Origin of the sequence: Simiduia sp. 21SJ11W-1 (genome assembly GCF_024138675.1) — a bacterium.
Taxonomy (GTDB): Bacteria; Pseudomonadota; Gammaproteobacteria; order Pseudomonadales; family Cellvibrionaceae; genus Simiduia.
This window is the reverse complement of the sequence record NZ_CP090959.1, coordinates 3,384,896-3,409,246: the sequence shown is the minus strand read 5'-3', so window position 1 is coordinate 3,409,246 and position 24,351 is coordinate 3,384,896. Positions and strand designations below refer to the sequence as shown.

At 54.5% G+C, this 24,351-nt stretch carries 15 protein-coding genes and 5 tRNA genes; 10 read left to right on the top strand and 10 right to left on the bottom strand.

The annotated features are described in order from the left end of the window. Window positions 1-8 precede the first annotated feature (8 nt). The 10 genes from L1F30_RS14970 to L1F30_RS14930 form a co-directional block, all read right to left on the bottom strand. Window positions 9-4,052 (bottom strand): Eco57I restriction-modification methylase domain-containing protein, encoded by a 4,044-nt coding sequence (locus L1F30_RS14970; RefSeq protein WP_253357353.1) that lies wholly within the window; start codon window positions 4,050-4,052, stop codon window positions 9-11. A 20-nt stretch (window positions 4,053-4,072) separates the two neighbouring features. Beyond that, the gene (locus L1F30_RS14965) at window positions 4,073-6,877 is read right to left on the bottom strand and encodes a helicase-related protein (protein ID WP_253357351.1); all 2,805 of its coding nucleotides are present in this window, start codon (window positions 6,875-6,877) and stop codon (window positions 4,073-4,075) included. Next, a complete protein-coding gene (locus L1F30_RS14960) occupies window positions 6,874-12,093 on the bottom strand; it encodes a DEAD/DEAH box helicase (protein WP_253357349.1) in 5,220 nt (1,739 codons plus the stop codon). Before L1F30_RS14960 ends, L1F30_RS14965 begins: the two co-directional genes overlap by 4 nt. A 582-nt stretch (window positions 12,094-12,675) precedes the next feature. Next, window positions 12,676-14,310 (bottom strand): YfjI family protein, encoded by a 1,635-nt coding sequence (locus L1F30_RS14955; protein ID WP_253357347.1) that lies wholly within the window; start codon window positions 14,308-14,310, stop codon window positions 12,676-12,678. Then, window positions 14,307-14,708, bottom strand: coding sequence for a CHC2 zinc finger domain-containing protein (locus L1F30_RS14950; protein ID WP_253357345.1), 402 nt, complete (start codon window positions 14,706-14,708; stop codon window positions 14,307-14,309). The genes L1F30_RS14955 and L1F30_RS14950 overlap by 4 nt, the downstream gene beginning before the upstream one ends. Then, window positions 14,699-15,217, bottom strand: a complete 519-nt coding sequence (locus tag L1F30_RS14945) for a hypothetical protein (RefSeq protein ID WP_253357343.1) — start codon at window positions 15,215-15,217, stop codon at window positions 14,699-14,701. Before L1F30_RS14945 ends, L1F30_RS14950 begins: the two co-directional genes overlap by 10 nt. Next, complete coding sequence (locus L1F30_RS17625; RefSeq protein WP_371922666.1) at window positions 15,214-15,336, bottom strand: helix-turn-helix domain-containing protein; 123 nt, start codon at window positions 15,334-15,336, stop codon at window positions 15,214-15,216. The genes L1F30_RS14945 and L1F30_RS17625 overlap by 4 nt, the downstream gene beginning before the upstream one ends. A gap of 239 nt (window positions 15,337-15,575) precedes the next feature. Further along, window positions 15,576-16,328, bottom strand: coding sequence for a hypothetical protein (locus L1F30_RS14940; protein WP_253357341.1), 753 nt, complete (start codon window positions 16,326-16,328; stop codon window positions 15,576-15,578). Window positions 16,329-16,442: 114 nt separating this feature from the next. Beyond that, the gene (locus L1F30_RS14935) at window positions 16,443-17,711 is read right to left on the bottom strand and encodes an integrase family protein (RefSeq protein WP_253357339.1); all 1,269 of its coding nucleotides are present in this window, start codon (window positions 17,709-17,711) and stop codon (window positions 16,443-16,445) included. A gap of 261 nt (window positions 17,712-17,972) precedes the next feature. Next, window positions 17,973-18,473, bottom strand: a complete 501-nt coding sequence (locus tag L1F30_RS14930; protein WP_253357337.1) for a hypothetical protein — start codon at window positions 18,471-18,473, stop codon at window positions 17,973-17,975. A gap of 187 nt (window positions 18,474-18,660) precedes the next feature. On the opposite strand from L1F30_RS14930, the gene alr reads away from it, so the two are divergent. From alr to L1F30_RS14880, 10 genes are all read left to right on the top strand, one after another. Then, window positions 18,661-19,770: an alanine racemase gene (alr, locus tag L1F30_RS14925; RefSeq protein WP_253357335.1), complete on the top strand. Its 1,110-nt coding sequence runs from the start codon at window positions 18,661-18,663 to the stop codon at window positions 19,768-19,770. Further along, a complete protein-coding gene (gene birA, locus L1F30_RS14920) occupies window positions 19,767-20,750 on the top strand; it encodes a bifunctional biotin--[acetyl-CoA-carboxylase] ligase/biotin operon repressor BirA (RefSeq protein ID WP_253357333.1) in 984 nt (327 codons plus the stop codon). Before alr ends, birA begins: the two co-directional genes overlap by 4 nt. After that, entirely contained in the window at window positions 20,747-21,454 is a 708-nt protein-coding gene (locus L1F30_RS14915) for a type III pantothenate kinase (protein ID WP_253357330.1), read from the top strand. The genes birA and L1F30_RS14915 overlap by 4 nt, the downstream gene beginning before the upstream one ends. A gap of 43 nt (window positions 21,455-21,497) precedes the next feature. Beyond that, window positions 21,498-22,196, top strand: a complete 699-nt coding sequence (locus L1F30_RS14910; protein WP_253357328.1) for a hypothetical protein — start codon at window positions 21,498-21,500, stop codon at window positions 22,194-22,196. Between the two features lie 56 nt (window positions 22,197-22,252). After that, window positions 22,253-22,328 (top strand) — tRNA-Thr (locus L1F30_RS14905). A 93-nt stretch (window positions 22,329-22,421) separates the two neighbouring features. Further along, a tRNA-Tyr gene (locus L1F30_RS14900) sits at window positions 22,422-22,505 on the top strand. A 243-nt stretch (window positions 22,506-22,748) separates the two neighbouring features. Continuing rightward, window positions 22,749-22,822, top strand: a tRNA-Gly gene (locus tag L1F30_RS14895). A 29-nt stretch (window positions 22,823-22,851) separates the two neighbouring features. After that, a tRNA-Thr gene (locus L1F30_RS14890) sits at window positions 22,852-22,927 on the top strand. 85 nt (window positions 22,928-23,012) lie between these two features. Further along, window positions 23,013-24,206, top strand: coding sequence for an elongation factor Tu (gene tuf / locus L1F30_RS14885; RefSeq protein WP_253357306.1), 1,194 nt, complete (start codon window positions 23,013-23,015; stop codon window positions 24,204-24,206). 59 nt (window positions 24,207-24,265) lie between these two features. Further along, a tRNA-Trp gene (locus tag L1F30_RS14880) sits at window positions 24,266-24,341 on the top strand. Window positions 24,342-24,351 lie beyond the last annotated feature (10 nt).

Sequence of the window (24,351 nt, the reverse complement as noted above, 5' to 3'; positions counted from 1 at the left end):
ACCGGCCACTACTCCAACTGACCGGCGTGCAGTTGATCCCAAGCTTCCAGCACCAGCCGCTGGGTGCGGTATTCGCCGAATTCTTTTTCTTCTTTGCTTTTCAGCACCCGGAAGGTTTCTGAGGGGTAGTCAGCGCCTGCCACATTCGTGGGGTCGAGGATGTAGCAGAGTTCTTCGCGGGTGAGGCCGTAGAGCTTGGCGTAGTAGGCATCCAGCTCGCATCTAAGTTTATGGCGGCGCTCAGAATTATAAACTATGGGATTGCCATTATGCCCAATGTCCTTACCCCACTCCTTTAAATCCATTGAATTATAGGTAAGCTCTACAACTCGACTGGCAATGAACTCAAGGTCATTATCGTCATATGCCTCTGGAGAAATTATTGGCAACTGTTTAAAAGTAAAGTAATTTAAATTAAGACCACCAAGCTTTTGACGGGCAAAATAATCTAAGACGAGAGAAGATAGGTTGGCCAGGAATGCAGCATAATTCCTACCGTCATCAAAATCCTTTAACAACGGTAAAAACAGACTGTCTCCAGATCCACAATCCGGAATAACACTAGCTATCATAGTTCTGGCGCTAGCCCGGGCGTCTGTTATACGCCTCCATGCAATAAACCATTTCCGCCCCCATCCGGAAGCCTCAACTTTTTGAGAAATCTGCGTTTTATCTACCCAGTAAAAAGGATATGTCAGATATTCTGCAGTGGCAAAATATTCCTCCGGCGCTCTTGGTAGAACATGCGGCCTTTCATTAAGTGATTCTCTAAAATCGCCATACCTATGATTGTACAACTGAATCATTTTTGATTCATAAAGCGGAACATACTCAGATTTATCTTTAACAAAGTGATTTCCATCCAGCTCGTATCCTTCACCTATCAAATCCTCGTAAGTTTTAAATAGGTGACTGTCGTTGGACATATGAAACATGGCCATAAATCGAATGCCCCAGGGATTTACCTCAGGCTGGTCGTCATTGGCTTCGCGAATAAGCACTGGAACACGTTGATAGATTTTTTTGGTAATTTCAGCGTCGTAGCGGGATTGAAAAATCGGGCAGGTCAGCGTATTGGGGTTTACCCGGAAAATATCTTCCGGACTTAACGTGAAAACCCGTTCTGGATCATGAAGATGTTCGATCTTTTTACCCTGGAACAGGAAGCGTGTTTCAGGGATTTCCTGAGCAGAGCCCACAATAGTGGTCAAGGCGAAGCGCAGCATATGCCCCTGACCAGCACCGGCGAAAAACCCTTCGTTTTCAAACTCGAAAAAGCTGTCCAATGATTTCTTTGAAATTAACTCACCAAAGAAGCCCTTGGTTGAATTGTCGGTAGCCAGTCCTGAAGGCACGATAAACCCTGCCCGCCCCATGGGTGATACAATTTGATAGATGGTCTCGCTAAACAGGGCATAGGTATTCACGTCCCCAACCCCGGTCAACGCATAGCGACCACCTTCATCACCGTTCACATGCACAAAAGCACTGGCTGCCTCGGCGGTATGCTTGGCGGTAACAAATTCGTTAAACAGCCGCACTTCGGCCTGGCATTCATGCTCCGGATGGTGGAGCTCCGGAAGCAGGTGCTTGGCCAACATACCTTCACTCAACCACTGAATACGTTGGGCGCGCTCAGCCTTGTTTTTGGCCCTGGCCACATCAGCATTGCGGGTGGAAAAGAATTCCTCCTCCTGTAGTTTGATGCGCTCCCACGGCGGGTTGCCAAGCACGCAGTCGAACCCACCTTTGGCAAATATCTGCGGGAAGGCTAATGGCCAGTGGAAAACGCGGGCTTCAACGCAGGCAGTTATCACCGTCTCACGCTGAGCGATATGCTGCGCATTGTGATTCTCACTTACCAGTTCTAGATACACACTGGCCGTAGTAGGAATGGCATCTTCAATTTCTTCTGTTTTAGGCAGCAAAAATGCCCCCAAAACCATATCGGCCGCTTGGCGTAAGTGGCTAGCTTTAGCCTTGTCTAAAAAGGCCCTATAGGCTATTTCTTGTTCAGCCACTTGCTTAGCACTGGTTTGCGGCATTGCCTCAATGGATTGCAATTCCGTTAATTGATTATCTTGCTCTAGAGGCAGCCTGAATTGGTTGCTATCGCGTGAGCTTTCCAATTGCTTTAGTGCTTTAGTGTTGCGCTTATTGAGGGCTGAGCACACCGGTTTCATATCACCCGCAAGCGGTTTAAAAGCTGCTTTTGGGATGCCGTGATCTAGCGCACTCAATGAGGTTAAGCCCAACAATGCATTCCCGCACTGAATATGGTGATTCAGAAAACTAAGCGGCTGCCCAGGCTCGATAGACTCTAACCAAAGTGCAATTTTACAGAGCTCCACCGCCATGGGGTTTAAATCCACCCCGTAGATGCAATGGCGCACCACATCGCGCAGGGCGTGGCGGTAGTGGGCCTCAGTGGGCTGGTCGGTGCCGGCATCGATGCGGGCGAGTTCGGCCGCTAAACGGCGGCTGGCTGCCAACAAAAAATGGCCGGAGCCACAGGCCGGGTCGCACACGCTGATGCTTAACAGCGCGTCGCGCGGTTGCGCCGGGTATTGTTGCAGGCGCTGGGCAATTACCGGTTCCAATGCGGATTTAATGAGTTCCTGCACCAGACTGTCGGGCGTGTAGTAGGAGCCGGTGAGTTTGCGGGCATGGCCGCCGGCGGCCTCTTCGTCTTCGCTGTCGCCCATAAAGCGAAAGCGCCACTGGCCCTCGGTGGTGAGCTGGGGAATGAGCTCCAGCAGGGATTCGTACACGGAGCCGAATTCTTCGGTATCCATGTCGCGGTAGTTGATGCGCGAGAGCCGGCCCTGGTGCTCGAAATAGCACAATTCAAATAGGGCTTTGTAGAGGTGCTGGTTGGCCAGTTCGCAGGGCCCCAGCGCTTCGCATTGGTGAGCCGCAAACAGGCCGCCCAGTGCCGGCTGGGCCAGCGCCGGTTGCCCTTCGGCAAAGCCCGCAAAGGTGACGCACAGTTGTTGCCAGGCATCGGTGTAGGTGTCGTGGTGGCGGCGCAGGCGGGCGCGCTCGCGCAGGTTGGTGATGGAATAACCGCTTTGGTAGAGCGCACGGGCGGCTTTGTAATCGGTGCCTTCGTAGTGCTCGGGCAAGAGCGCCTGGTTGCGGTCTTCGGCGGTGAGCAAAAACAAAAAGCGGTACACCAGGCGCAAGACCTGCTGGAAGTAGGCATCGGTACTGAGGCTGCCGTCTGTGAGCCTATCGCGCAAGGGCTGGTTAGCGGGGTGGGCCACAAAGCCCGTGCCCAGTTCGCGCAAGGCTTTGGTGACGCCATCGCGCAGCTTTTCGAGTGCGCGCTCACCATCGCTGTGGCCCTGGTTGCGCCATTGCTCCAGCCAGCAGGCCTCGGGGTTTTGATCTTGTGGGGCAAATCGGCTGGCGTGGGCCAGTAACCAGAAGAGCGCGAAATCGGCGTAGTTGTCTTCTTCAAACAAGCGCTCCAGGTCTACCTCTACATAGGCGGGCCGGGTCATGGCGGGGTTGTCGCGCAGCAGGCGCAGTTGCACGCCATTGCTGACAATGCCCCACAGGCAGCGGCTTTCGGCGTTTAAGTATTCCTGCACCAGGCCCATGGGCGAGCGCTTGCGGCCCTCCTGGCCAAAGAGCGGATCGCCTTTGTCGAGGTCTTGGTTGGCACCACACAGCACCAGTGGCACGGCGCCATTGTGGGCGGTGTGGGTTAAGGGGAATTCCCGCTCGCCCAAAGTGAGGGTGGGCGATTCCACTACCGTAAAGCCCAGCACATTGCGCAACAGCGGCAGCAGCCATTCCTGTTGGGCTAGGCGATGGGGGTTGATGTCTTGCCGGGGGCGCTGGCTTTGGAATTCCTGCCAGCGGGCCCGGGCAATGCGCCAATAGCGGCCCAGTTCATCGTTAAGCTTTAAGCCGCGCTCGATACTGTACTCGCCGAGCGCCTGGCCCGGCAGTTTGAGGTTGCGGGCCTCGTGCAACACCTGGGTGCCGAGCAAGGCGCCCACAATGCGCAGGGATTCAAAGGTTTGGTGGTTGTGTTTGGCCATGGGTAAAAATCCTTATGCCCTTAAAACAAGGCCACATCGGGCACGAGTACATACACGCCCATGACATCCACGGGCAATTGGGGCGAGACGCTGTAGCTGCCACGGCTGCCGGCCGCCTCACGCACGCGGCGGTGATCGGCCAGGAGGCTTTGGGCGCGGTCATCCGCCAGCTGTTCAAATTGAGGCATGAGTGCGGGCAGTGCATCGAGCGCTTGCTGTAATTCGCGGGTGCGGCGCTCTAGTGGCAGTTCTTTGGATACCGCCGATTGCATGAGCGCCAAGGCTTGCTCTTTGGGCAGCAACCGGTTGGCACCGCCGCTTTCTACTGCCAGCGCCAGGGCTTCCTCGGCCAATAAATCGCGCGCCTGGTGGGTGCGGGTAATGGTGAGGCGCGAGCGCAGGCGCAGCAGGTAGATGGTGGTTTTGGTTTGCACGGCCTGGGTAAAGAGCGCGCCGGCGCGGGCAATTTTGTCGTTGGCTTTGCCGGCCATGGCGAGCTCGGCCAGATAATCGGCCAATTGGCCCACCAACGGATGGGTGCGGTGTAAAAATTCGCAGCGCTCGGCGGTGGGGTAGTGAAAATCCACACGCTTGATGTGCAGTAAATCCAGCCGCTCCAGGCGCTCCACCAGTTCTTTGGGCAAATGGCCAAGGGGTGCGCGGTAGCCGCCGTGGCGTTGCGGGTCTAGCGGTGCACCGAGGCGCTCGCAGGCGGCCAGCACAAAGCGTTTAACGTCTTCTTCCGTACCCAGTACGGCAAAGGCTTTTTGCCATTCGGGCATGACCTGCTCGGGCTTGAGCCTGCCTTGGGCAAACAGCGTTTGGTTTTTCTTGGCCTTTTCACGGGCCGATTCCCACTTCACGTCGAGCGCTTCAAGCATTTGCTGCTCGGCAAATAAATCGCCAGTGGGGCCGCTGGTGGCATCGCGGCGCAGCAACACGGTATTTAAAATGGCATTCATCACCCGGTCGTCGTCTTCGGGCATAGGCACCGAGACACCCAGGGCTTTGCGGATGTTTTCGGCCTTGCGCAGGATGACCTGTAACACCGCGCCATCGATGGGGTTATCTTCGCCATAGAGCATGAGTGCTTTCACTTTGGGTGCGCGCTGGCCAAAGCGGTCTACCCGGCCTTCGCGCTGCTCGTGGCGGGTAGGGTTCCAGCTTAAGTCGTAGTGCACTACGGCGGTGAATTGGTCTTGCAGGTTGATACCTTCCGACAGGCAATCGGTGGCGACTAAGAGCGGGGCTTTGTCTGCGTCTTTTAAGGCAGCAATGCGCGCCTCCCGCTCGCTGGGTGCCAGCTCACCGGTGATGCTGACCACTTCGCGGTCGGTAAATACTTTAGCGAGTTCAGCGGCCAGATAATCGGCGGTGGCGATATAGCGGCAGAACACCACCGGGTGAAAGCCCTGCTGAATGAGCGGTTTTAGAGCCTGCACCAGGGTTTGCAATTTCGGGTCGGCGCTGCCGGATAATTTTTCGGCGCGGGCAATGAGTTGGGTAAGGCGTTCAATGTCTTGTTGTTGAGCAGCGCCGGGTTCTACGTCATCCAATACCAGTTCGTCGGCGGTGCCATCGAGCACGGAGGCCAGGCCTTGGGCGTCGAGCTCCTCAGCATCGTCATCACTGGTTTCTTGCGCGTTATCAAGCCGGCGGCCGAGTGCGCGCACGGCGGCCTGGGGTGATGATGAAATACAGCGCAACAGCGCCAGGGCTGCCCACCAGTTCATGCGCATCTGGTAACGGCTTTCGGTTTCGCGCTCCACCAACTCGCGGGCGTAATCGAGCACCTCCTGAAAAATACCGTTCCAATCACCGGTGAGCTTGTAGGGGGCCTCAGCCACTTCGCGATCTGGAAAGAGACTGCCCTCTTTCCATTCGTCAATGTCTTGCCGGCGGCGTTGCACAAAGTGGTTGGCGAGTTTGGCCCGCAGGGGGTGATCGGTGCGGGTTTCATTTTTAAGCTGGGCAAAATCCGGGCTTAACAGTGCCAGCAAATTGTAAAAAGCCTCTTCATCGCCACTGTGCGGTGTGGCGGTGAGCATCACCAAATGGCGCTCGGCTTTGGCGGCTAAATCGCGCAACAATTCATAACGCTGCTGGCGGCCTTGGCCGGTGCGAGAGCAGGTGTGGGCCTCGTCCACAATCACAAAATCCGGGCACTGTTCGGCAAAGGCATCACGCCGGGTTTTACTTTTAATGAAATCCAGCGACACCACGGTAAAGGGGTATTCGGTAAAAATGGAGCCGCCGGCGGGAATGCCGCGTTCTAAGCGGTTGGCGGTGGCGGAACGCACCACCACGGCATCAATATGAAAACGATTTTGGAGTTCTTCTTGCCATTGTTCACACAAATGCGGTGGGCAAAGCACAGTGAGTGCATTGATCTCGCCCCGATCCATGAGCTCGCGGGCAATAAGACCCGCCTCAATGGTTTTACCAATACCCACGTCGTCGGCAATGAGCAGGCGCACCACTTCCTGCTTGAGCGCCATCATCAGTGGCACCAACTGGTAAGCGCGGGGCTCAACGGCAATATTGCCAAAACTGCGGAAAGGGCCGGCACCGGCGCGAAGCTTGAGCATGAGCGCATCGCGCAATAACAGGCCCGCGGTTTGGGTGCCGATTTGCTCTACTGTGGGAGACGGAAAGCTGGCGGCGGTGACGGGCTCACGCTCCAGGGCCGGCACCACCAGGGTGGGCATGTCTTCGCCACTGCCCAGGGGGCGCAGGTACAAGTTGTGTTCTGTGCTTTGGGGCAACACCACCCATTCACGGCGGCGCGCCCGCACGATAGACCCAGGGGAAAACTGCGCACTCATGGCTTATAAGCTCCAAAAATATCGGGGTACCGGCCTAGGATGTCTGGCCAGGTATTTTGTTCTTTGGGAAAGCGGATCACGGTGAGGCCTTTACTTTCCAGCTGTTCCGTTATTGCGGCATCAATTTTTTGTTGGCCAGGGTGTTCATGGTGGGGGCCATCAATGTAAATCACCGCTTGATGATCGCGATAGACAAAGTCGGGCCGGGTATTGAATTGTTCAATAGTCACTTGTGCGTCATCGGGCAGGCGGCAATGCCCCTTTTGCAGAAAGGTAAGAAAGGCTTGCTCGAGGCTGCTGCTGGCAAGCCCTTGCAAATGCGCCAGATGATCGCTGGGTTTGCGACCGCCAACGGCGGTTTTGAGTTCGGCGCGGGTGAGTTTTTTCAGTACCTCAACCACCTTTGGCTCTTTGCGGTCGATGAGCTTGTGCTCCATCTGGTTGTAGTAACTGAGCAAGCAGCGGTAACAACCAGCTTCGCAACCGGTGTGCTCATCATTATGGTTCGCCCAGTCATCGGCACTACTAAAATGGCAGATTTCTAAGGCACGACGGGCAATGCGGGCAATGGCACCGGCATCGGTGGTGAGCCGTGTGAGTACACCCGCACCGCCTTCGGCTGCCTCATAAAACAAGATGGCATTGCGATCCTGGCGCGAAGGCAAAGGTTCAGAAATAAGCTCAGACTCCTCTATCTGAAACTCCTCTTCAATGCCGCGTTTGAGCGCGTATTGTAGGGTGACAATTTGCTCTTCAGCCAGAGCTACGGCCGGTCGAAGGATCAGAACATTTCGACGGTCTTCCACGAAGGGGGTAATGCGCTCAATATTGCGCTCCACTTTCGCTAGGTCATCTTCTTGGTCTTTTGGGGCCTGGTCATCTTTGCTCCAATAGCCCGATACGCTGTCGATATTAAAGCCGTAGATGGATTCTTCTTTGCGCCGGCGCCAACCTAGATTCATACGCCAGACAGTGGCTGCTGGGGCATAGTGCAGCGTTAACATCGATTCACCGTCTGCTTCTACACTGCCTTGCACCACCCGCAACTGCCCGTCTACCAATGCATATTGCACTGTAGTTTGCATGTCATAGCCCTGACGCATGCGCTCTTCTTCGTCACAGGTAATCCGCAGCACGCGCTTAGTGCTGACGTTTTCAATGCGGTATAGATTGTCGATGCGCTTGCCGCCGGCAATGGGTGCCTTGCATGCCACACACAACTCGTTTTCTAGTTGGTCACCAAAGTGGCCGTAACCGCATACCGGACATAAACGCGCCTCGGCTTTGGGCAGGCCTTGCTGTTCTTCATCAGAGCCTCGTAGGCCCAGCATGACTTTGTTGACCCGGTACTGGCTGCCTTCGTGATATATCAAACTCAATGGTCCAAATTCCGAAATGGCCAAAAAGCGCGGGCGGGCCAAGAAGCTATCGCGCCCTACATGGCCTCGGCGGCCCTGGATGTAGGCCATTAACGGCAATCGGGGAAAATTGTACCCCGGCAAAAAGCCCTGGCTTGCCAGGTAACGGTAGGTGGAAAAATCGGAACTTAATTCCACACCACTGTTCAGCAGCAGGTTCATTTGGGTTTTGGCTTCGCTGTAGCGACGCTCTGCCGCACGGCGGTCTTTTTCGACCGCGGCCGGGTTTGAAATAATCTGGTGGGCGCGCTGCAATTGTTCTTGAGTGCTGGCGTATAGATCGCGCCAACGGTCCAATGCATTGTTAAAAGCATTAAACGCGCCTTTTATGCGACGGTCTAACCATTGTGCGGTGGCTTGGTGCAGCTCCACATTCTCAGCAAGCCAAACACCCTCAGCTTCTGGCAACTCGGGGGTTAACATTCGCAACAGGTTTAGGCCGCGTTCAGCGCTGGCCGCACGCACCTTGTCGCAATCCATTTGATGAACAAACTCCGCCAGCAACGGCATTACGGTTGGCTCGTTCATATTGAGCATATCATTGACGGTTTTGGGTAGCGCTTTACGGGTTTCATTTAGCCATACTGCATGCAGGTGGCTGGCTACCAATTCTTCATTGGCCAGATCCAGGGTGGGAGGACTTACATGGCCGTGTACCATGCGCACCGGATCGGTAAAAAAGTACTGGTCGTGCGGGCTGAGGGCTGCGCAATAGGTAATCACCAACGCAGGCTGCCCTGAACGACCAGCTCGCCCCGAGCGCTGCGCATAGTTCGCCGGTGTGGGGGGAACATTGCGCATATACACCGTATTGAGAGAGGCAATGTCCACGCCTAGCTCCATAGTGGGCGAACAAAACAGTGTTTTTAACTCTGCCTTGCGGAACAGGTGTTCGCGCTCTTCGCGGTCATTTACATCCACCTGTGCGGTGTGTTCTCGCGCTTCCAAATCGAACAATGTGCGCTGGCCACTTTGCAATAAAACCGCCACGGTTTCATACAAGTTTTTAAAATAGGCGTTGTCGGCACTGTAGGGGTTGGTAGGGTCTACCTCGGGTGACCCTTCTCCGGGCAACCACTGTAAAAATTCGCCAAGCAATTGATAGCCCGGCGTTTTGGCATCGGTTTCTTGCGCTTCGACCAAACCATAATCCGTCAGGGCCTGCATGAGACTGACAATGAGATCCGGATAACTTTCGTCGTTAATTCTGCCAATGAGGCTGAGGTCATCACCCCAAATGGATGCCCGCTTTAATATGTTGCCCAGGGCCGAACGACTGGAGGCAGTGACCAAACTGTCGTTGCGACCCTGCGGCAAGCTGGTAAGGATTAGCGCGTTGCTAGGTTGCAGCTGTTCTTCTTCGGTAAATCCCCAAGGTTCTTTCAGGTATGTGTAACTCTGGCTTTTGAGTTGTTCTTGCTGAATTGGATCTAAGAACCGGCTCTTGATGCAGAGACTGCGGCGCATTACATCCAATATAGCCCTGAGCGCGCGCAAACGGCTGGCAGGTTGCACTTGCTGCAGCACGGTCATGGGCACGGATTGCCAGACTGCCTCATCGGCGGCCAGCTCTTCGAGCCCTTCATAATCAATATGTAATAGCCCCAGCTGTTCTAAGTTGGGGTTGTTAAAGCGCCAGCCACGCCGCAAATCAAAATACAAACGGTAGGCGAGCATATTGCGGGCGGCTTCTTCGGCCTTTCGGCGGCCCGGCCCTCGGGCGTCTGGGTTTTCGAGATAATCTTCGCCACTGGTGTTAAAGCCCAGGGAGTCAAAAACAGCTTGCGCCAAATTGGAATCGGTCAGGTAGCCCGCTGGACTTCCCTTCACTGCCGCCAAAAGACTCGCGCGCAGCAATAGAATTTGAATAAAGTCGTTAAAGTGGCCTGCTTGCAAAGAGGCATCTTGGCGGTTATCGGTAAAGCCGAGCAATTTTTTTGCATCGTCGGCCAGCTCGCTGTCGCGCTCTAACATGTAACGGAGAGCAGAAATGGATAATACCGTGGTGGCCGATGAGCGGCCTTCTCCACTCAAACCCGTCAGGCGTGTGGCATCGCGCCCACGAGCGGCATGTGCAATACCACAGCTTAAGCAGAAGCGGAAACTGCCTGGTATAAACCAACCGTGTTGGCCTTCGTGACTTTTTGCACCGGTGGGCAATACATAAGTACGGACCGGCTTATATTTCCGGTAATTGCTTTTGAGTCGGAGCTCGTCGCCTTTCTGTTCAAGCCAATTTTCCGGATAGTTGGCAGGGTCGTCATCGCTCCACTGTTGCTGGGTATCGAAGCAAAAAAATCCCCACTGGGCGCTACCTTCCTCGCCATCATCGGTATTATCGCGATCATCCATATCGCGAGGTACCAGCTGCTCCTGGCCATTTTCGGTCTCAGACCAGACGGGGTGATAGTCCTGACCACATTGACGGCAAAAGTGAAGGCTGTAAAACCGGTATTCTCGTTGTCCGGGTAAAAATTGTTGGCCAGTTACATCAAAGGTTCGTTGGCCCGCCGGAGCCAGAGTGGAATAGACGTTGCTCGCCCCCGAAATAAACTGATGCAAACGGAACGCAAACAGCGGTTTGCCATTGCCATCACGAGTTTGGTAGGCCGTTAACAAAAACTGTCGTAAAACAGCTTCACATTGATCAATGGTGAGGCTCGTATCTTGCGCCAATTGCTCAGCTGCCCAGCGCAGCGCCTGGGGCTTTGCGCGTACCCAGCGATCCTCTTCCCAGCGCAAGCCCAGGGTCAGCTCAATCCAAGCTGAGAGTGGGTGCTCGCGCATGGTTTTAAAATCACTACCGTCTGGCAGTGGTGCGCTAAGTGCGCCAGCCAACGCTGCACCCTCAGGCTTTTTGGCATGGGGCGTTTGGCGCTGCAGAGTTTCGGTAACAATATTTTCGGGACTGACCTGGGCACCAAAAAGTTTGGAGGCTACCTTGGCCACGGCTTCATTGCGGGCGGCCAGATTGCCGTCGCTGGCCATGGTGGCCGAGGTGCCAATGCACAAGACGTTTTCGTTCAGCGCTTCACGCACGCGGCGCACCAGCATGGCCACATCGGCACCCTGGCGCCCACGGTAGGTATGCAGCTCATCCAGTACCAGAAATTGCAGGCCCTGGGCGGCGGCCATGACCTTGCGGTCTATCTCGTCCTGCCGGGTCATCAGCAGTTCGAGCATCATAAAGTTAGTGAGGATAATGTCTGGCGGATTGGCCGCCATTGCATGGCGCTCTTCTGAGGATTCCTGGCCTGTATACCGGCCAAAGGTCACGGGCTTGTCTTGCCCATAATGGCCGAGAAATTTTTCCAGCTCTTCGCGTTGAGAATTCACCAGCGCGTTCATTGGATAAATAATAATTGCTTTGATGCTTGCTTTGGTGCATCGGGCCTTTTGTTTCAGAACGCTATCTACAATGGGCAGAATGTAACTCAGCGACTTACCCGAGCCGGTACCGGTGGTTAACACATAGCTTTGGCCGCGCTGGGCAATATGGATGGCATCTTGCTGGTGCTTGTGCAGCTGTGCCGGTATGCCCGCGCCGCCCTGTTCACGTCCGAAGCGGAATATATTGGCGCACTCTTTTTGCAGGACCCCGTCGGCTACCAACTGCTCCACATTGCCCCCCTGCACAAACTGCGGGTTCAATTGGATCAGCGGTGCAGGCCAATATTGACCCGACTCGTAAAGCCCATCTACGTACTGCTTGATGTCTGGTGCTTTGATTTTTGCAAAGCTGGTAGTGAATGCGCGGTAGTCACGTATAACCGCATCACGATATTCGAAAACGTCCATGCTGTTGCATCCGGGCAGTGATCATTATGTGCGACAACGGAAGGGGCCGCATTAACCGAACCACGGGCAAGTTATTACACCTAATTTCAATCTAGGCAAATTTCCTTATTTTTCAGCCCGTTAGCGCTTATTGATCGTACTTAAGTACAAGTCTACACGCAATAGAGGGGTTACCCGTGCAAATACACCCTGATCATCATTTAACCAATTGGGCTAGGGATGCGGTACCGATTCTAGTGCCAGCGTTTAGATACACGGGGCTAGCTGGTTGTTTTTTGCTCAGAAGTCAGGATCATGCTGGGTTTACGAATCTTTGTCACTCATTCAGTTCCACATCGGGCTGTCTCAAAAAGTCGGGCGTGAATACTGGCGCCGCTGGCAGCAGGTAGCCTGAATCTATTGGGGGGAATACGAAAGGCTTGGCACGCGTACTGTGGGAAGGGATGGTAATGAGTAGGTGGTAGATCTCACTTCTGTGTAGTTGGTTGACATTGACAGTTGTGACAGCTGTGACATTGATTGTTCAAATTGTCGCAGTAATCACAACTGTCAATGGCACACGCTTATGTCTTTGTGCGGCAGTTAGTGTCCCGCCTCGCGCCTTGTGGGTAGTAATGCAGGATTGATCGTTATCGCTTTTTTCCGGCCATTGCTGAGCACTCTTACCCTGTCTAGGTCCTCGAGAACGGCGAGCGCTTGTAGCAATCCTTCCTTTGTTCTTGTGGATGCTGGGCCGTGGCGTTGTGCCTCACGTGCTGAAATCTCTGCAGTGTGCTGAGATCCAAAATAGTCTATAAGCCAGCAATCTAACTTGCATGCCCGGGTTAGTTCTGCCGATAGTGAAATTTCACTGAAGAACCGCCGTGACTCATTGAGATGCCATGTGGCGATGGGTATTGCGCTTTCTACTGCCCGCTTTCCTATAGGGCCTATTCCTTGTTCAAATAGATGAAAGAGTGCCGCAAGTCTTGCAACGTTATCGGCAGACTTGCTGGCAACATCACGTATATCGTAGAGCTGTCCGCCAGACATGAGCTGACCTTCCACAGAGTTGTAATAGTCTACCCAGGCTGCTTTTGCTTCTGGCGATAAGGTGAGTATATCCGGCGCCTCAGGCTGATCTTCAATGGAATTTCTAACTTGTCCCAGTAGTTCGATTATGCGGTCATTGAATCTATCTAGCGCAGGCCATTCTTTTGGGGCTTCCGAGAACTGACGTTTGCCTTGAGTGGACTCAGGCCAGGCGATTAGAAATCGTGCGAGAAATCCGGTGCCGCGCGCTAGGTCCCCTGTCCTGTCAAAAAAACTGCGAAGGGTGGATTCTTGAACCTGGAGAGCCACCGTTAACCAGGCTTTATCGATTCTGTATGAGTCGCCGGTTCGACGGTCAATTTGCAGCGCTCCGCCGTCCCAAAGTACGTTTAAAAGTGCCAAATTGCGCATGGCAGAATCTTTGCTCATGCCGTGCGAGCCAAATACAGCGCCCGCCTCGGCCGAAAAAACTCCACCAGAGGGCCAGCCGTTGGCTAGGTTGTGGGCTAATGCTTCGGGCGTTGCGTCTGCATATAAAAGCCTGGGTTGTAGAGGCGGGGTCGGCTTTTGTGTTTCCAGATCTAATAGCTTGGCAGACAGGTCATCAGTGGGTTTGTCGTTTTTAGCCTGTTGTCTAATTTTCTCCTTAATACCGGCGTGCTTAGCTTCCCAGGCATCGATGGACGCTTGGTAGTGCTTTTGCTGGGGCTTAACCGCTTCGGTCTGCTGCCGTTCATAGTTTCGGATAGCCTGGGTGAAGAACCCATCGCATGTAGATTTCCGCTCTCCAGAATCTGCAATGGTTAAAAGATACAGGCTGGTGGGCCCTTCAAGCCGCTCTGCACGTTTAACTTCGGCGATTGATTGACCGGCAAGGGATATTGCCGATAGTGCCGATCCAGCAACGAGCGCATTGGGTGCCTTTACAAAGTTGGACACTTCTTCAACCGCATCGCGGATAATTTTAGGTAACGCATTGATGGGGTAGGGTTCTGCAGTAAGCTTTGAAACCAGCGGTTTTGGCCTCGGCCATGGTCGCAAGGGATCAGTTTCCGGAATCGAGCCGCTAATATTGGTTTCAGATCGATCCAGTGCGTTTATGTAAGCAGCTTTTTTTGCGCTCGCCGCGCTGATATTTAGCCCAGTTACTATTCTTTCGAGTTCATTTGCTGGAATGGGGTTCATAAAATTGCATTCCCTAGTCTATCGATGGCCTGCGTCACAGTTTTTTGGTCTTCGGCGCTAAGTGCTCTACCGGCCATGAGTTCGTTTTTGGCGATTATTAATGTCAGTGCATCGAGCTCAGCCTGATTGGCCAAATTCGAGGCATGCTTGAACCGGTTGCTAAACTCAAGATCGTTAGTGATTTTGGGGAAAAGGTCACTGACTGAAAGTCCAATTGCTTCAGTTATGTCTGCAAGTTGACATCCCGCAAAACAATGAAGCAGTATTTTTTCGTTTCCACCTACTGCTATGGACAAACTTGGTGAGTTATCTTCATGGGCTGGGCAGCAGGCCATCCATCGATTGCGCCCCGAGGGGCGCACCTTTTTAAGTAGGTTTAGTATGCCTACTAGTGGCATGTTGGATTTACTCCCATCTGGTCGTTAACCCGGCGAAAAATGTAATCCAAGTAGCGGTGTTTCATATGATCGTGAACCATTCTTGCCCGATCATATGACCCGTACTCGAGGCGATAGATGAGTATTCCGCATTTTTTGGTTGATGCATCAATAAAGTGTGGCGTCCAAAGTTTTGCAATGTTTAAGCCATGGCGACCAATCAGTCTATTTAAGGCGTGACGGATGTTCTTGTTTTGAAATAGTCTTTCCATTTCGCTATCAACCAAGATCTGATGTTTTAGCAAGTGATCAAGCACACGAAATATTATTGGTGGCTTTGCCAAGCTAAGGTCGATGGTTGGCTTGGGGCAAGTCGCTTGGCGGTGATCAACGGCTTTGGTGTTACGATGGGCCGGCTTTGGTTTGTAAATGGTTACTTCTAAATGCACCATGTTATTTTCCTCTTGGCTAAAGGTTATTGAAAAAATCGCTTTTTGGTTGTTTTTCGATCGATTGGGCGAGGTGTTCATAGATCGCCTCCTGTAGTTCGCCTTTCTAACCATTCGAGCAGGTCACTCGTTCTATATCGCACATAGCGGCCGACTTTCACGTAGCGTGGTCCTCGGCCTTGGCAGCGCCAGTTTTCCATGGTGCGCGGACCGATCTGAACGAAGTGCGCCGCCTGATCTGTGGTTTGTAGTTGCGGGTGTTGCGATGTAGCCATGCGAGGCTCCTTGAGTCATTGGGAGCCACAAAGATACGGAATGAAGTGCGGTGTCTGTCTAGCGGTGATACCTAACGAAGTAGGTATCACCGCTACGGTGTCACCGTTGATTTACGAGGGCTGCAGCCCGGTTTTGAAGGGAAAAAATATTTTAGGTATCACCGCTATTTCTCTTTGAACCTACCATCATTTTTTCTTTGGGCTGGTGTGGTGATGAGAGTAATGCGCTTAGTGGTGGTTTCGGACAGATTGGGATGGTTGTTTTTTAACCACATTTGGGCAATTTTTGTATGCGTTAGGCTGAGATCCGCTGTGCCTTGCCTGTAGCAGCTGTCCCACAGATTAAGAGCTATATGTAGATCGGGAGCATAGTAAGCGTGTGCTGTATCGCTGACTGGATGAGCTAATAAAGTTGGACTGTCGTTCGTTATATCAGAAGGTTGTTCCTTGAGCGCTTTTTGTACAAAATCATCTAGATCTTCAGCTCGAATAACGAAGCGCTCTTCAGCATCTACAAAACCTGCTGGAATCCAGTGGTCTCCATCTCTTTGGCAGTGTTGTATTACAGGCCTATACAAGCTCCCCTGATCATCCTTGACTATCATTCCATCAATTGCATCCTTTGCAGGAATACCTGTGGCCAAATAGGCCAAGTACTCCCTAAATCGTTGGCTGTATTTAAGTGCTATCTGATATTTATAGCCCTCTAACTGCGTATCAGGGTTATTGCTAACGTCACCATAGATATTTTGGATTTCTAAAAACTGCTTTACACCTTGATTGTTCCCGGTTTCAGTGGGTGTAGGTATTTGATGTAATTTGACAGTTTCCGCCCACTGTGGGCTGGTGAAATACCAATAGATAGGAATTTCTTCCTCATTGCAAAGCTGTGCAACTATTTTTACGGTGTATTCCATCTCTAGCTTCTCTGTAAGTAGTATTGCGGCTTCTGCGAGGGAATAGAATTTACGTGGGTCTCTAAATTTCCTGGTCATATACGTTCTTGTAGTGAAAATTAGTGTGGTGTTTGATCATGCATCCTGATGATGCATGATAGGTAATTTGATAATCGCGCCAGTTTCTTGGATGCATGCCCGTTTCAAAATGGCGTCTTCAACGCGCTGCGCAGGCTCACGCAGCCGTTCAGCATCAAAAATGATATAACCGCCTGTGACATCTCCGCTGATCGAGTGTGTGCACAGCCTTTTCACTACGTAGCCGGAGAGGTCCAGGCTGCCGGCGACTGTGATGAAGGTCCGCCGTAGGTCATGAGAGCTAAACTGTATCCCTGTGGCCTCTACTACCTTTGCGATGGCTTTCTTGGGGTCGTCAAATCGACCAATGCCATAGCGCCCGGGAAAGACGTATTCGTTGACCTTTTGCTGGTGTCGGCGCTTTAGCAGTTCAAGCGTGTAGTGTGAAAGGGGGAGAGGAATCACCTCCTTTTGCTTTTTATGGATCACCGGGTGCATAGTTGCTGTATCCAGTTCAATTTGGTCCCAGCGCAGGCAGAGGGCGTCGTCACGGCGTAGACCAGTCAGTAATATGAACTCTAAGTAGTCCGCCACAACATAGGCGGGTTCGTTCATATCCCCCAACACTTCCTGTCTTAGCTCCTGCACTCCCTGAAACCAGCCAGGCAATTCGCCAGTTTTAATAATCCTTTGTCGGCGCTTCTCAGGTGTCCACTGCCGGTTGTGGGATATGCGCTTAATGGGGTTGTCAGTGAAGATTGCTTGGCCCGCCACGTCCTCATATTGACCAGCCGCAAAATTGAACAGCGCTCGCAGGTGCCGCATGACGTTGTTTGCCGCTACCGGCCATTGTTGTGCAATGCGCTTATGGCGCTGAGATACCATATCTCGTGTGATGTCTTTCAGTGGGCGGTTTAGCCAGTCTGCTAGATGCTTCTCTACAGACTGTCGATAGGTTTTGGCCGTGTTGTCAGCCAGGCCTGCGCGGGTGCTGAGGTAATCATCCAAGCACTCTGACAGGGTGACGCCTTTAACGCGTTCAGCGCGCTTGGCTACATTGGGGTTGATACCTTCAAACATCCCAACCACTTCGTGAGCGCAAAGCCTTCGGGCCTGGTCAATGGTCATGGCCGGAAAGTCACCGAGCGTGACCCTGACGGCTCTGCCATTGACCTTTTTCCTTAAGGCGAAAGTTTTCCGACCGCTACTGGATATACGAATTTGCAATCCCGTAACCCCGGTATCGTAGTAATCAACACGTCCCTTTTCTGGAGAGGTTAGGTTCTCAAGGACCTGCTTAGTGAAGCGAATTTTTTTGTCTGTCATAGGATGCTGGGGTCGGCTCTGGGTCACCCATGGGTCACCGGGTGGCGTGAAGCTCAAAAAGTGAGCGTGATGAAGAGTGTACATAACTTGCTGAAATTAAAGCAGAAAATAGACTTTTAGTGAAGATGGGAGAATTACGGAAAACCGCCAGGAGCAAACTCATAATGCTGGGGTCGGCGGTTCAAGTCCGCCTCTAGCTACCATATTCGAAAAGGCCTGCAGGTAACTGCAGGCCTTTTTTCGTTGTGCTTACGCTTTTGGCTAAAACTGGTAGCGCAGCTCAAGCTTTACACTGCTGTCAGACCAGTCGGCTTTGTAGCGCAAGCCTTTCATGCTGGTTTTCACGCCGCCTGCGTAACGCCCCGAAAGCAGGGTGACGATGGGGGCTGTAGGGCCTGCGCGCAGGTTGCGAAGCCATTCGGGCTCTGTGTTGCCAGCCTGTTGTGGGCGATCGTTGCGGGCGCGCAGCTGGGCTGCGCTGCCTAAATCTCCCACCAATTGTTGGGTAATGCGTTGGGCCTCCGAGGCTTGGCAGGGGCTTGCTGCAAGGCCGAAACTGCTTACCAGCATGGCGGCGCGCAAGAGCGCTTGCCATTTCAGTGTGCGCGAGAGTTGGCGGGCGCTGATGATTTTGCGCTCCAGTAGAATCTCCCCCAGTGGCTTGGCATGCCGTTGCTGCTCGCTTATGGCGTCGGCCAGCTGTTGCTGTGTAATCAGTTTGCGGTCGAGCAGAAGCTCGCCGAGTTTGCGGTGATTTTGCATGGTGGGGCCTGTAAGCGCGTTGGCCTACTCATTTTAGTGTGCCTTGGCGGCGGGCGTGGTGCCGTGTTTATACGCTTTCATTCTCAGTGGTGCTTCTACTATAGGTGTGTGCCTACCCCACCCGGGGGCCGGTGACTATCGTCTTGGGGGCCGAGTGCGTAAACTTGGCGGCTTGTAAGGAGAGGGTATGAGTCAGCCAGACGGTCTTTTGACCATAGATGTACAGGCCATTGTGCGAAATTGGACACGCTTGCGTGATCGAGTGGCGCCCGCTCGCTGCGCGGCGGTAGTGAAGGCCAACGCTTACGGCTTGGGTGTTGAGCCGGTGGCTCGCGCGCTGCGTGCGGCCGGTTGTGAGTTGTTTTTTGTGGCCACCCTGGCCGAAGGTGAGGCGCTTAGAGGCTGCCTTGGCGATGTGCCGGATGTTGTGGTGCTGGGTGGTGTGCGCCCCGGTGCCGAACCGCGCTTTGTGGCTGCGCGCCTGTGGCCGAGCCTGTTCTCAATGGAGGCCATAGAGCGCTGGTTGGCAGCATGTGGCGCCGAGCCCGCACCTTGCGCGCTGAAACTCAACACCGGCATGACCCGCTTGGGGTTGGATGAGCAGGAGTTGCTGGCGTTTCTTGGTTCGCCTGCGGCGCGTAACTTGCCGGTGCAAATTTTCATGAGCCATTTGGCCTCTGCCGACGAGCCAGAGCATCCACAGAATCTGGCCCAGCTGCAGGCGTTTGAGCGGGGCTTAAGTGCGGCGCGCAAGGTGTGGCCGCAGGCGCTGGCGAGCCTCAGCAACTCGGCGGGTATTTTTTTGGGGCCTGCGTGGCACCAGCAATGTGTGCGCCCGGGGGCTGCGCTTTACGGTGTCAACCCAACGCCCGGCCAGCCCAACCCGCAGGAGCCGGTGGTGCGTCTGGCGCTGCCGGTGCTGCAATATCGCACGCTGGGTGCCGATGTGTCGGTGGGTTACAGCGCAACGGCCCGGGTTCAGAAAGGGCGGCAGTTGGCGGTGGTGGCCGGCGGTTATGCCGATGGCCTGCACAGAAGTTTGAGCAGCCGTGGGCAGGGTATGCTGGCCGGCTGCCGCGTGCCGCTGGTGGGGCGCGTGGCGATGGATACGCTGGTGTTTGATGTCAGCGATGTGCCCGCGTTGCCACCCGTAGGTGAGGCCGCTATAGAGGTGTTGAATGCCGAGCTTGATGTAGATGCCATGGCGCGCGCCATGGGGTCCATCGGGTATGAGGTGCTCACCAGCTTGGGGGCGCGCTACGAGCGCTGCTATTTAAATGGCGAGCGCAGTCTATGACGGGCGACCTGAGTAACCTTGGGTCATTGCTGGTGGCCCTTGCCGATGGTGAGTTTCATTCAGGCGAAGTGCTGGGCACATTGCTGGGGGTGTCGCGCGCGGCGGTATGGAAGCAGCTGCAGAAGCTTGAGGCCTTTGGCCTGGCGGTGGAGTCGGTAAAGGGGCGTGGCTACAGGCTCGCGACGCCCCTCGATCTATTGGCTGAACCGGCCATTCGTGCAGCTATGTCGGAGGCGGCGCGCAAACAGGTGACGCTTGATCTGGCGCTGCAAATCGATTCCACCAATGCCTATGCCATGCGTGCAGCAGCCCAAGGGCAGGTGCACGGCCTTGCGGTGTTGGTTGAGCAGCAAAGCGCCGGCCGAGGTCGTCGCGGGCGCCAGTGGGTGAGCCCATTCGGTGCCAATATCTATTTGTCTTTGGTGTGGCGTTTTGCCGGCGGTGCGGCGTCTTTGAGCGGGCTGAGCCTCGCGGTGGGTGTTGCTTGTGCACGCGCGCTCACGGCGCTCGGCTTGCCCGGCGTGGGGCTTAAGTGGCCCAACGATTTACTGGTGAATGGCCACAAGCTTGGTGGCATTCTCCTTGAAATGACGGGCGACCCGGCCGGCGAGTGTCAGGTGGTCATTGGCATTGGCATTAATGTGGGTATGGGCCGGCAGCAGGCGGCGGGTATCGACCAGCCCTGGACAAGTGTGCAGGCGCAGGGTGTGCAGGTGCCGCGCTCGCGCCTGGCGGCTGAGCTGCTAAGCCAGCTGGTGCAAGTGCTGGCAGAATTCTCAATTAAGGGCTTTGCGGGCTTGCGTGCCGAGTGGGCAGCGCTCGATGTATATAAAGATGCACCGGTGACACTGCTGAGTGTGAGTCAGTCGGTGGCGGGTGTGGCGCGCGGTGTGGATGATGGCGGCGCGCTACTGCTCGAAACAGAGGGCGGTATACAGGCGTTTCACGGCGGCGAGGTGAGTGTGAGGGCGCGCAAGTGATTGTGGATGTCGATTGCGGTAATACGCGCATCAAATGGCGCCTTGCCGGGCAGGTGCAGTCTCACGCTGTGAGCTGGCAAGAGTTCGAGGCAGCGGGCTGCCAGATATTGTCGCTGCCCAAAGAAGGTGTCCGGCGAATCCGCTTGGCCTCTGTGGCCAGTAAATCGGCCCAGCTTCAGGCGGCCCTTGGCGCGGCTTTTGGTGTGGAGGTTGAGCGTGCCATTGTGCAAAGTGGCAGCGCCGGCCTTGAGTGCGGCTACCTTAAGCCTTCCACCCTGGGGGTGGATCGCTGGCTGGCGGCGCTCGCGGCTCATCATCATTGGCCTGGCAAGCCTCTGTTAATTGTGGATGCCGGTACTGCACTTACGGTGGATGTGGTGCAAGGCGGCAGATTTGAAGGTGGCTTTATCGGCCCGGGTTTGGGCATGATGCGCGCGGCGCTTTACGGTGGCACGGCGGCTGTGAAGGTGGCGTCTTTACAGGCGGGTATGCCTGCGTCGCCCGGCAGCAGCACAGAGGCCGCGGTTTCGGGTGCGCTACTGCTCATGGCGGTGGGGCTGGTAAAAGAGGCGCAAAGTCGTTTCGCAGCCGGGGCGCAGCTGGTGTTTACCGGCGGTGATGGCCGTGCTTTGCAGGCGGCTTTTGCGGGTGCAGACTATGTGCCCGATTTGGTATTGGATGGTTTGGCGGTGGCGCTGCCCTAGCGGTGGCATGCCCTAACGCGGTAGAAGCATAAGGAAGCAACGCATGCGGATGGTTTTGATCGTGCTGGTAGTAATGAATGTGCTGTTGTTTGGCTGGCAACTGTTAAGCCCGGCAGATGAACCCCGCGCAGTGGTGGCAGCGGCGCCGGCGGCGGGTGCCTCGGCGCGCTCGCTGGTGTTGCTTGACGAGATGGACGCAGACGCGCGCCGCGCACTGGCGCAATCGGTAGGTACTGAGCGCACCTCGAGTGACCCTGTGTGCACGCTCGCCGGCCCTTTTGTGGATGCCGATCGCGGGGCGATTGTGCGCGAGCGGCTAAGGGCTTTGGGGGTGGAATCTACGTTGCAATCGCTAGAGATCACCTCGGGCGAATCCTATTGGGTTTTCTTAAGGCCGGAGCCCTCTCAAGAGCAGGCCCTGAGGCGCCTGCATGAATTGCACGCCAAGCAGGTAGATAGCTACGTAATACCCAAGGGGGAGCTGGCCAATGGCATCTCCTTTGGCATGTTCACCCAAAAGCCTTTGGCGGAGGCGCGCCGTGCTGAAATGGTAAAGCTGGGTTATGAGGCTGAAATCAAGGTGTTACCGCGCACCCAAAAAGAGCTGTGGCTTATTTTGGGCCCCGGCCAGGCGTTGCGGGTGGGCGAATCCGTGTGGTCTGAGCTGCTGCCTGAGGGTGGCGGGCAAGAGATTCGCCAAAATTTATGTTCAGCTGTTGCGTCAGGGGGCAAGTTTCACTAGAATCGCGCCTCCACATTACAGGCAGGCCTGAAAAGGTGTGTTTGAGGTGGTGTTTAGCTGGTGTAGCTCAGTTGGTAGAGCATCTGACTTGTAATCAGGCGGTCGAGGGTTCAACTCCTTTCACCAGCTCCATTTTCTATAAGCTACGTGCTGTAAGCCTGTGAATTTACTCACAAAAATGGTTGACAAGCGCTGGCTTGAGTCGGAGAATTGCCGGCTCTTTTGGCAGGGGTTCCCGAGTGGCCAAAGGGATCAGACTGTAAATCTGACGCGAAAGCTTCGATGGTTCGAATCCATCCCCCTGCACCATTATTGAAGTCCAGATGTTGAGTCTGGCAGTCGCTGGAAAAAATCCCCGTTGGGGGATGGAGTGAGAACCAGAGAGATGGTTCGACGACCAGCGAAGCGCAGGCGAGCGCCGCGATAGCGGCGACCGTAGGGAATAATCCATCCCCCTGCACATTTTTAAGCCCAGGTCTTTTTGACTGGCAGTCGTCACTCAGGTGGCGAGGTTTTTCGGATTGGCTGTGAGTGCAGAGTCCGTCGGTCAATGCGGGCATAGTTTAATGGTAGAGCCTCAGCCTTCCAAGCTGATGATGCGGGTTCGATTCCCGCTGCCCGCTCCAGTTTTAGTGTTGGAAAGTTGTAAAGTTTCGCTCTTGTAGCTCAGTTGGTAGAGCACACCCTTGGTAAGGGTGAGGTCACCGGTTCAACTCCGGTCAAGAGCTCCAGTTTCCGCAAAGGCCGGTCTTTTGCGGGATTTTGTTTTGTTTGAAGAAACGATGTGTTCGCCCCTGTATATAGGAGACGTTGGCAATGGCTAAGGCTAAGTTTGAACGTAACAAGCCCCACGTAAACGTGGGCACCATTGGTCACGTTGACCACGGTAAAACCACGCTGACCGCAGCTCTGACGCGCGTATGTGCCGAAGTATGGGGCGGTGAAGCAGTAGCATTTGACGGTATCGACTCGGCTCCAGAAGAGCGTGAGCGCGGCATTACCATCTCTGCTGCACACGTAGAATACGATTCACCTGAGCGTCACTACGCACACGTAGACTGCCCAGGTCACGCCGACTACGTTAAGAACATGATTACCGGTGCTGCCCAAATGGACGGCGCGATTCTGGTATGTTCTGCCGCTGACGGCCCAATGCCACAAACCCGTGAGCACATCCTGTTGTCTCGCCAGGTAGGTGTACCTTACATCGTGGTATTCCTGAACAAAGCCGACATGGTAGACGACGAAGAGCTGCTTGAGCTGGTTGAAATGGAAGTGCGTGAGCTGTTGAGCCAGTACGAATTCCCAGGCGACGACACACCAATCATCATCGGTTCTGCGTTGATGGCCCTGAACGGCCAGGACGACAACGAAATGGGTACTACCGCTGTTAAGAAGTTGGTAGAAACTCTGGATTCCTACATCCCTGAGCCCGAGCGTGCCATCGACGGTGCCTTCTTGATGCCAATCGAAGACGTGTTCTCTATCTCTGGCCGCGGTACTGTTGTTACCGGTCGTGTAGAGCGCGGTATCGTTAAAGTTGGTGAAGAAATCGAGATCGTTGGTATCCGCGACACCACCAAAACCACCTGTACCGGTGTTGAGATGTTCCGCAAGCTGCTGGACGAAGGCCGTGCCGGTGAGAACGTAGGTGTTCTGCTGCGTGGTACCAAGCGTGACGACGTTGAGCGTGGTCAGGTTCTGTGTAAGCCAGGTTCAATCAAGCCGCACACCAAGTTCCAGGGCGAAGTGTACGTGTTGTCTAAAGATGAAGGTGGTCGTCACACGCCGTTCTTCAAAGGCTACCGTCCACAGTTCTACTTCCGTACTACCGACGTTACCGGTGCTGTTGAGCTGCCAGAAGGCGTTGAGATGGTAATGCCGGGTGATAACGTGCAGATGGAAGTTACCCTGATTGCACCAATCGCCATGGAAGACGGCCTGCGCTTCGCGATCCGCGAAGGTGGCCGTACCGTTGGTGCCGGTGTTGTAGCTAAAATCATCGAGTAATCGTTGATGCAAGGCCGGAGCCTCGGCTCCGGCCTTTTTGTGGTTTTACGTTTTACTACAGGCCAGTAGTTCAATTGGTAGAGCACCGGTCTCCAAAACCGGGTGTTGGGGGTTCGAGTCCCTCCTGGCCTGCCATTATAATTTG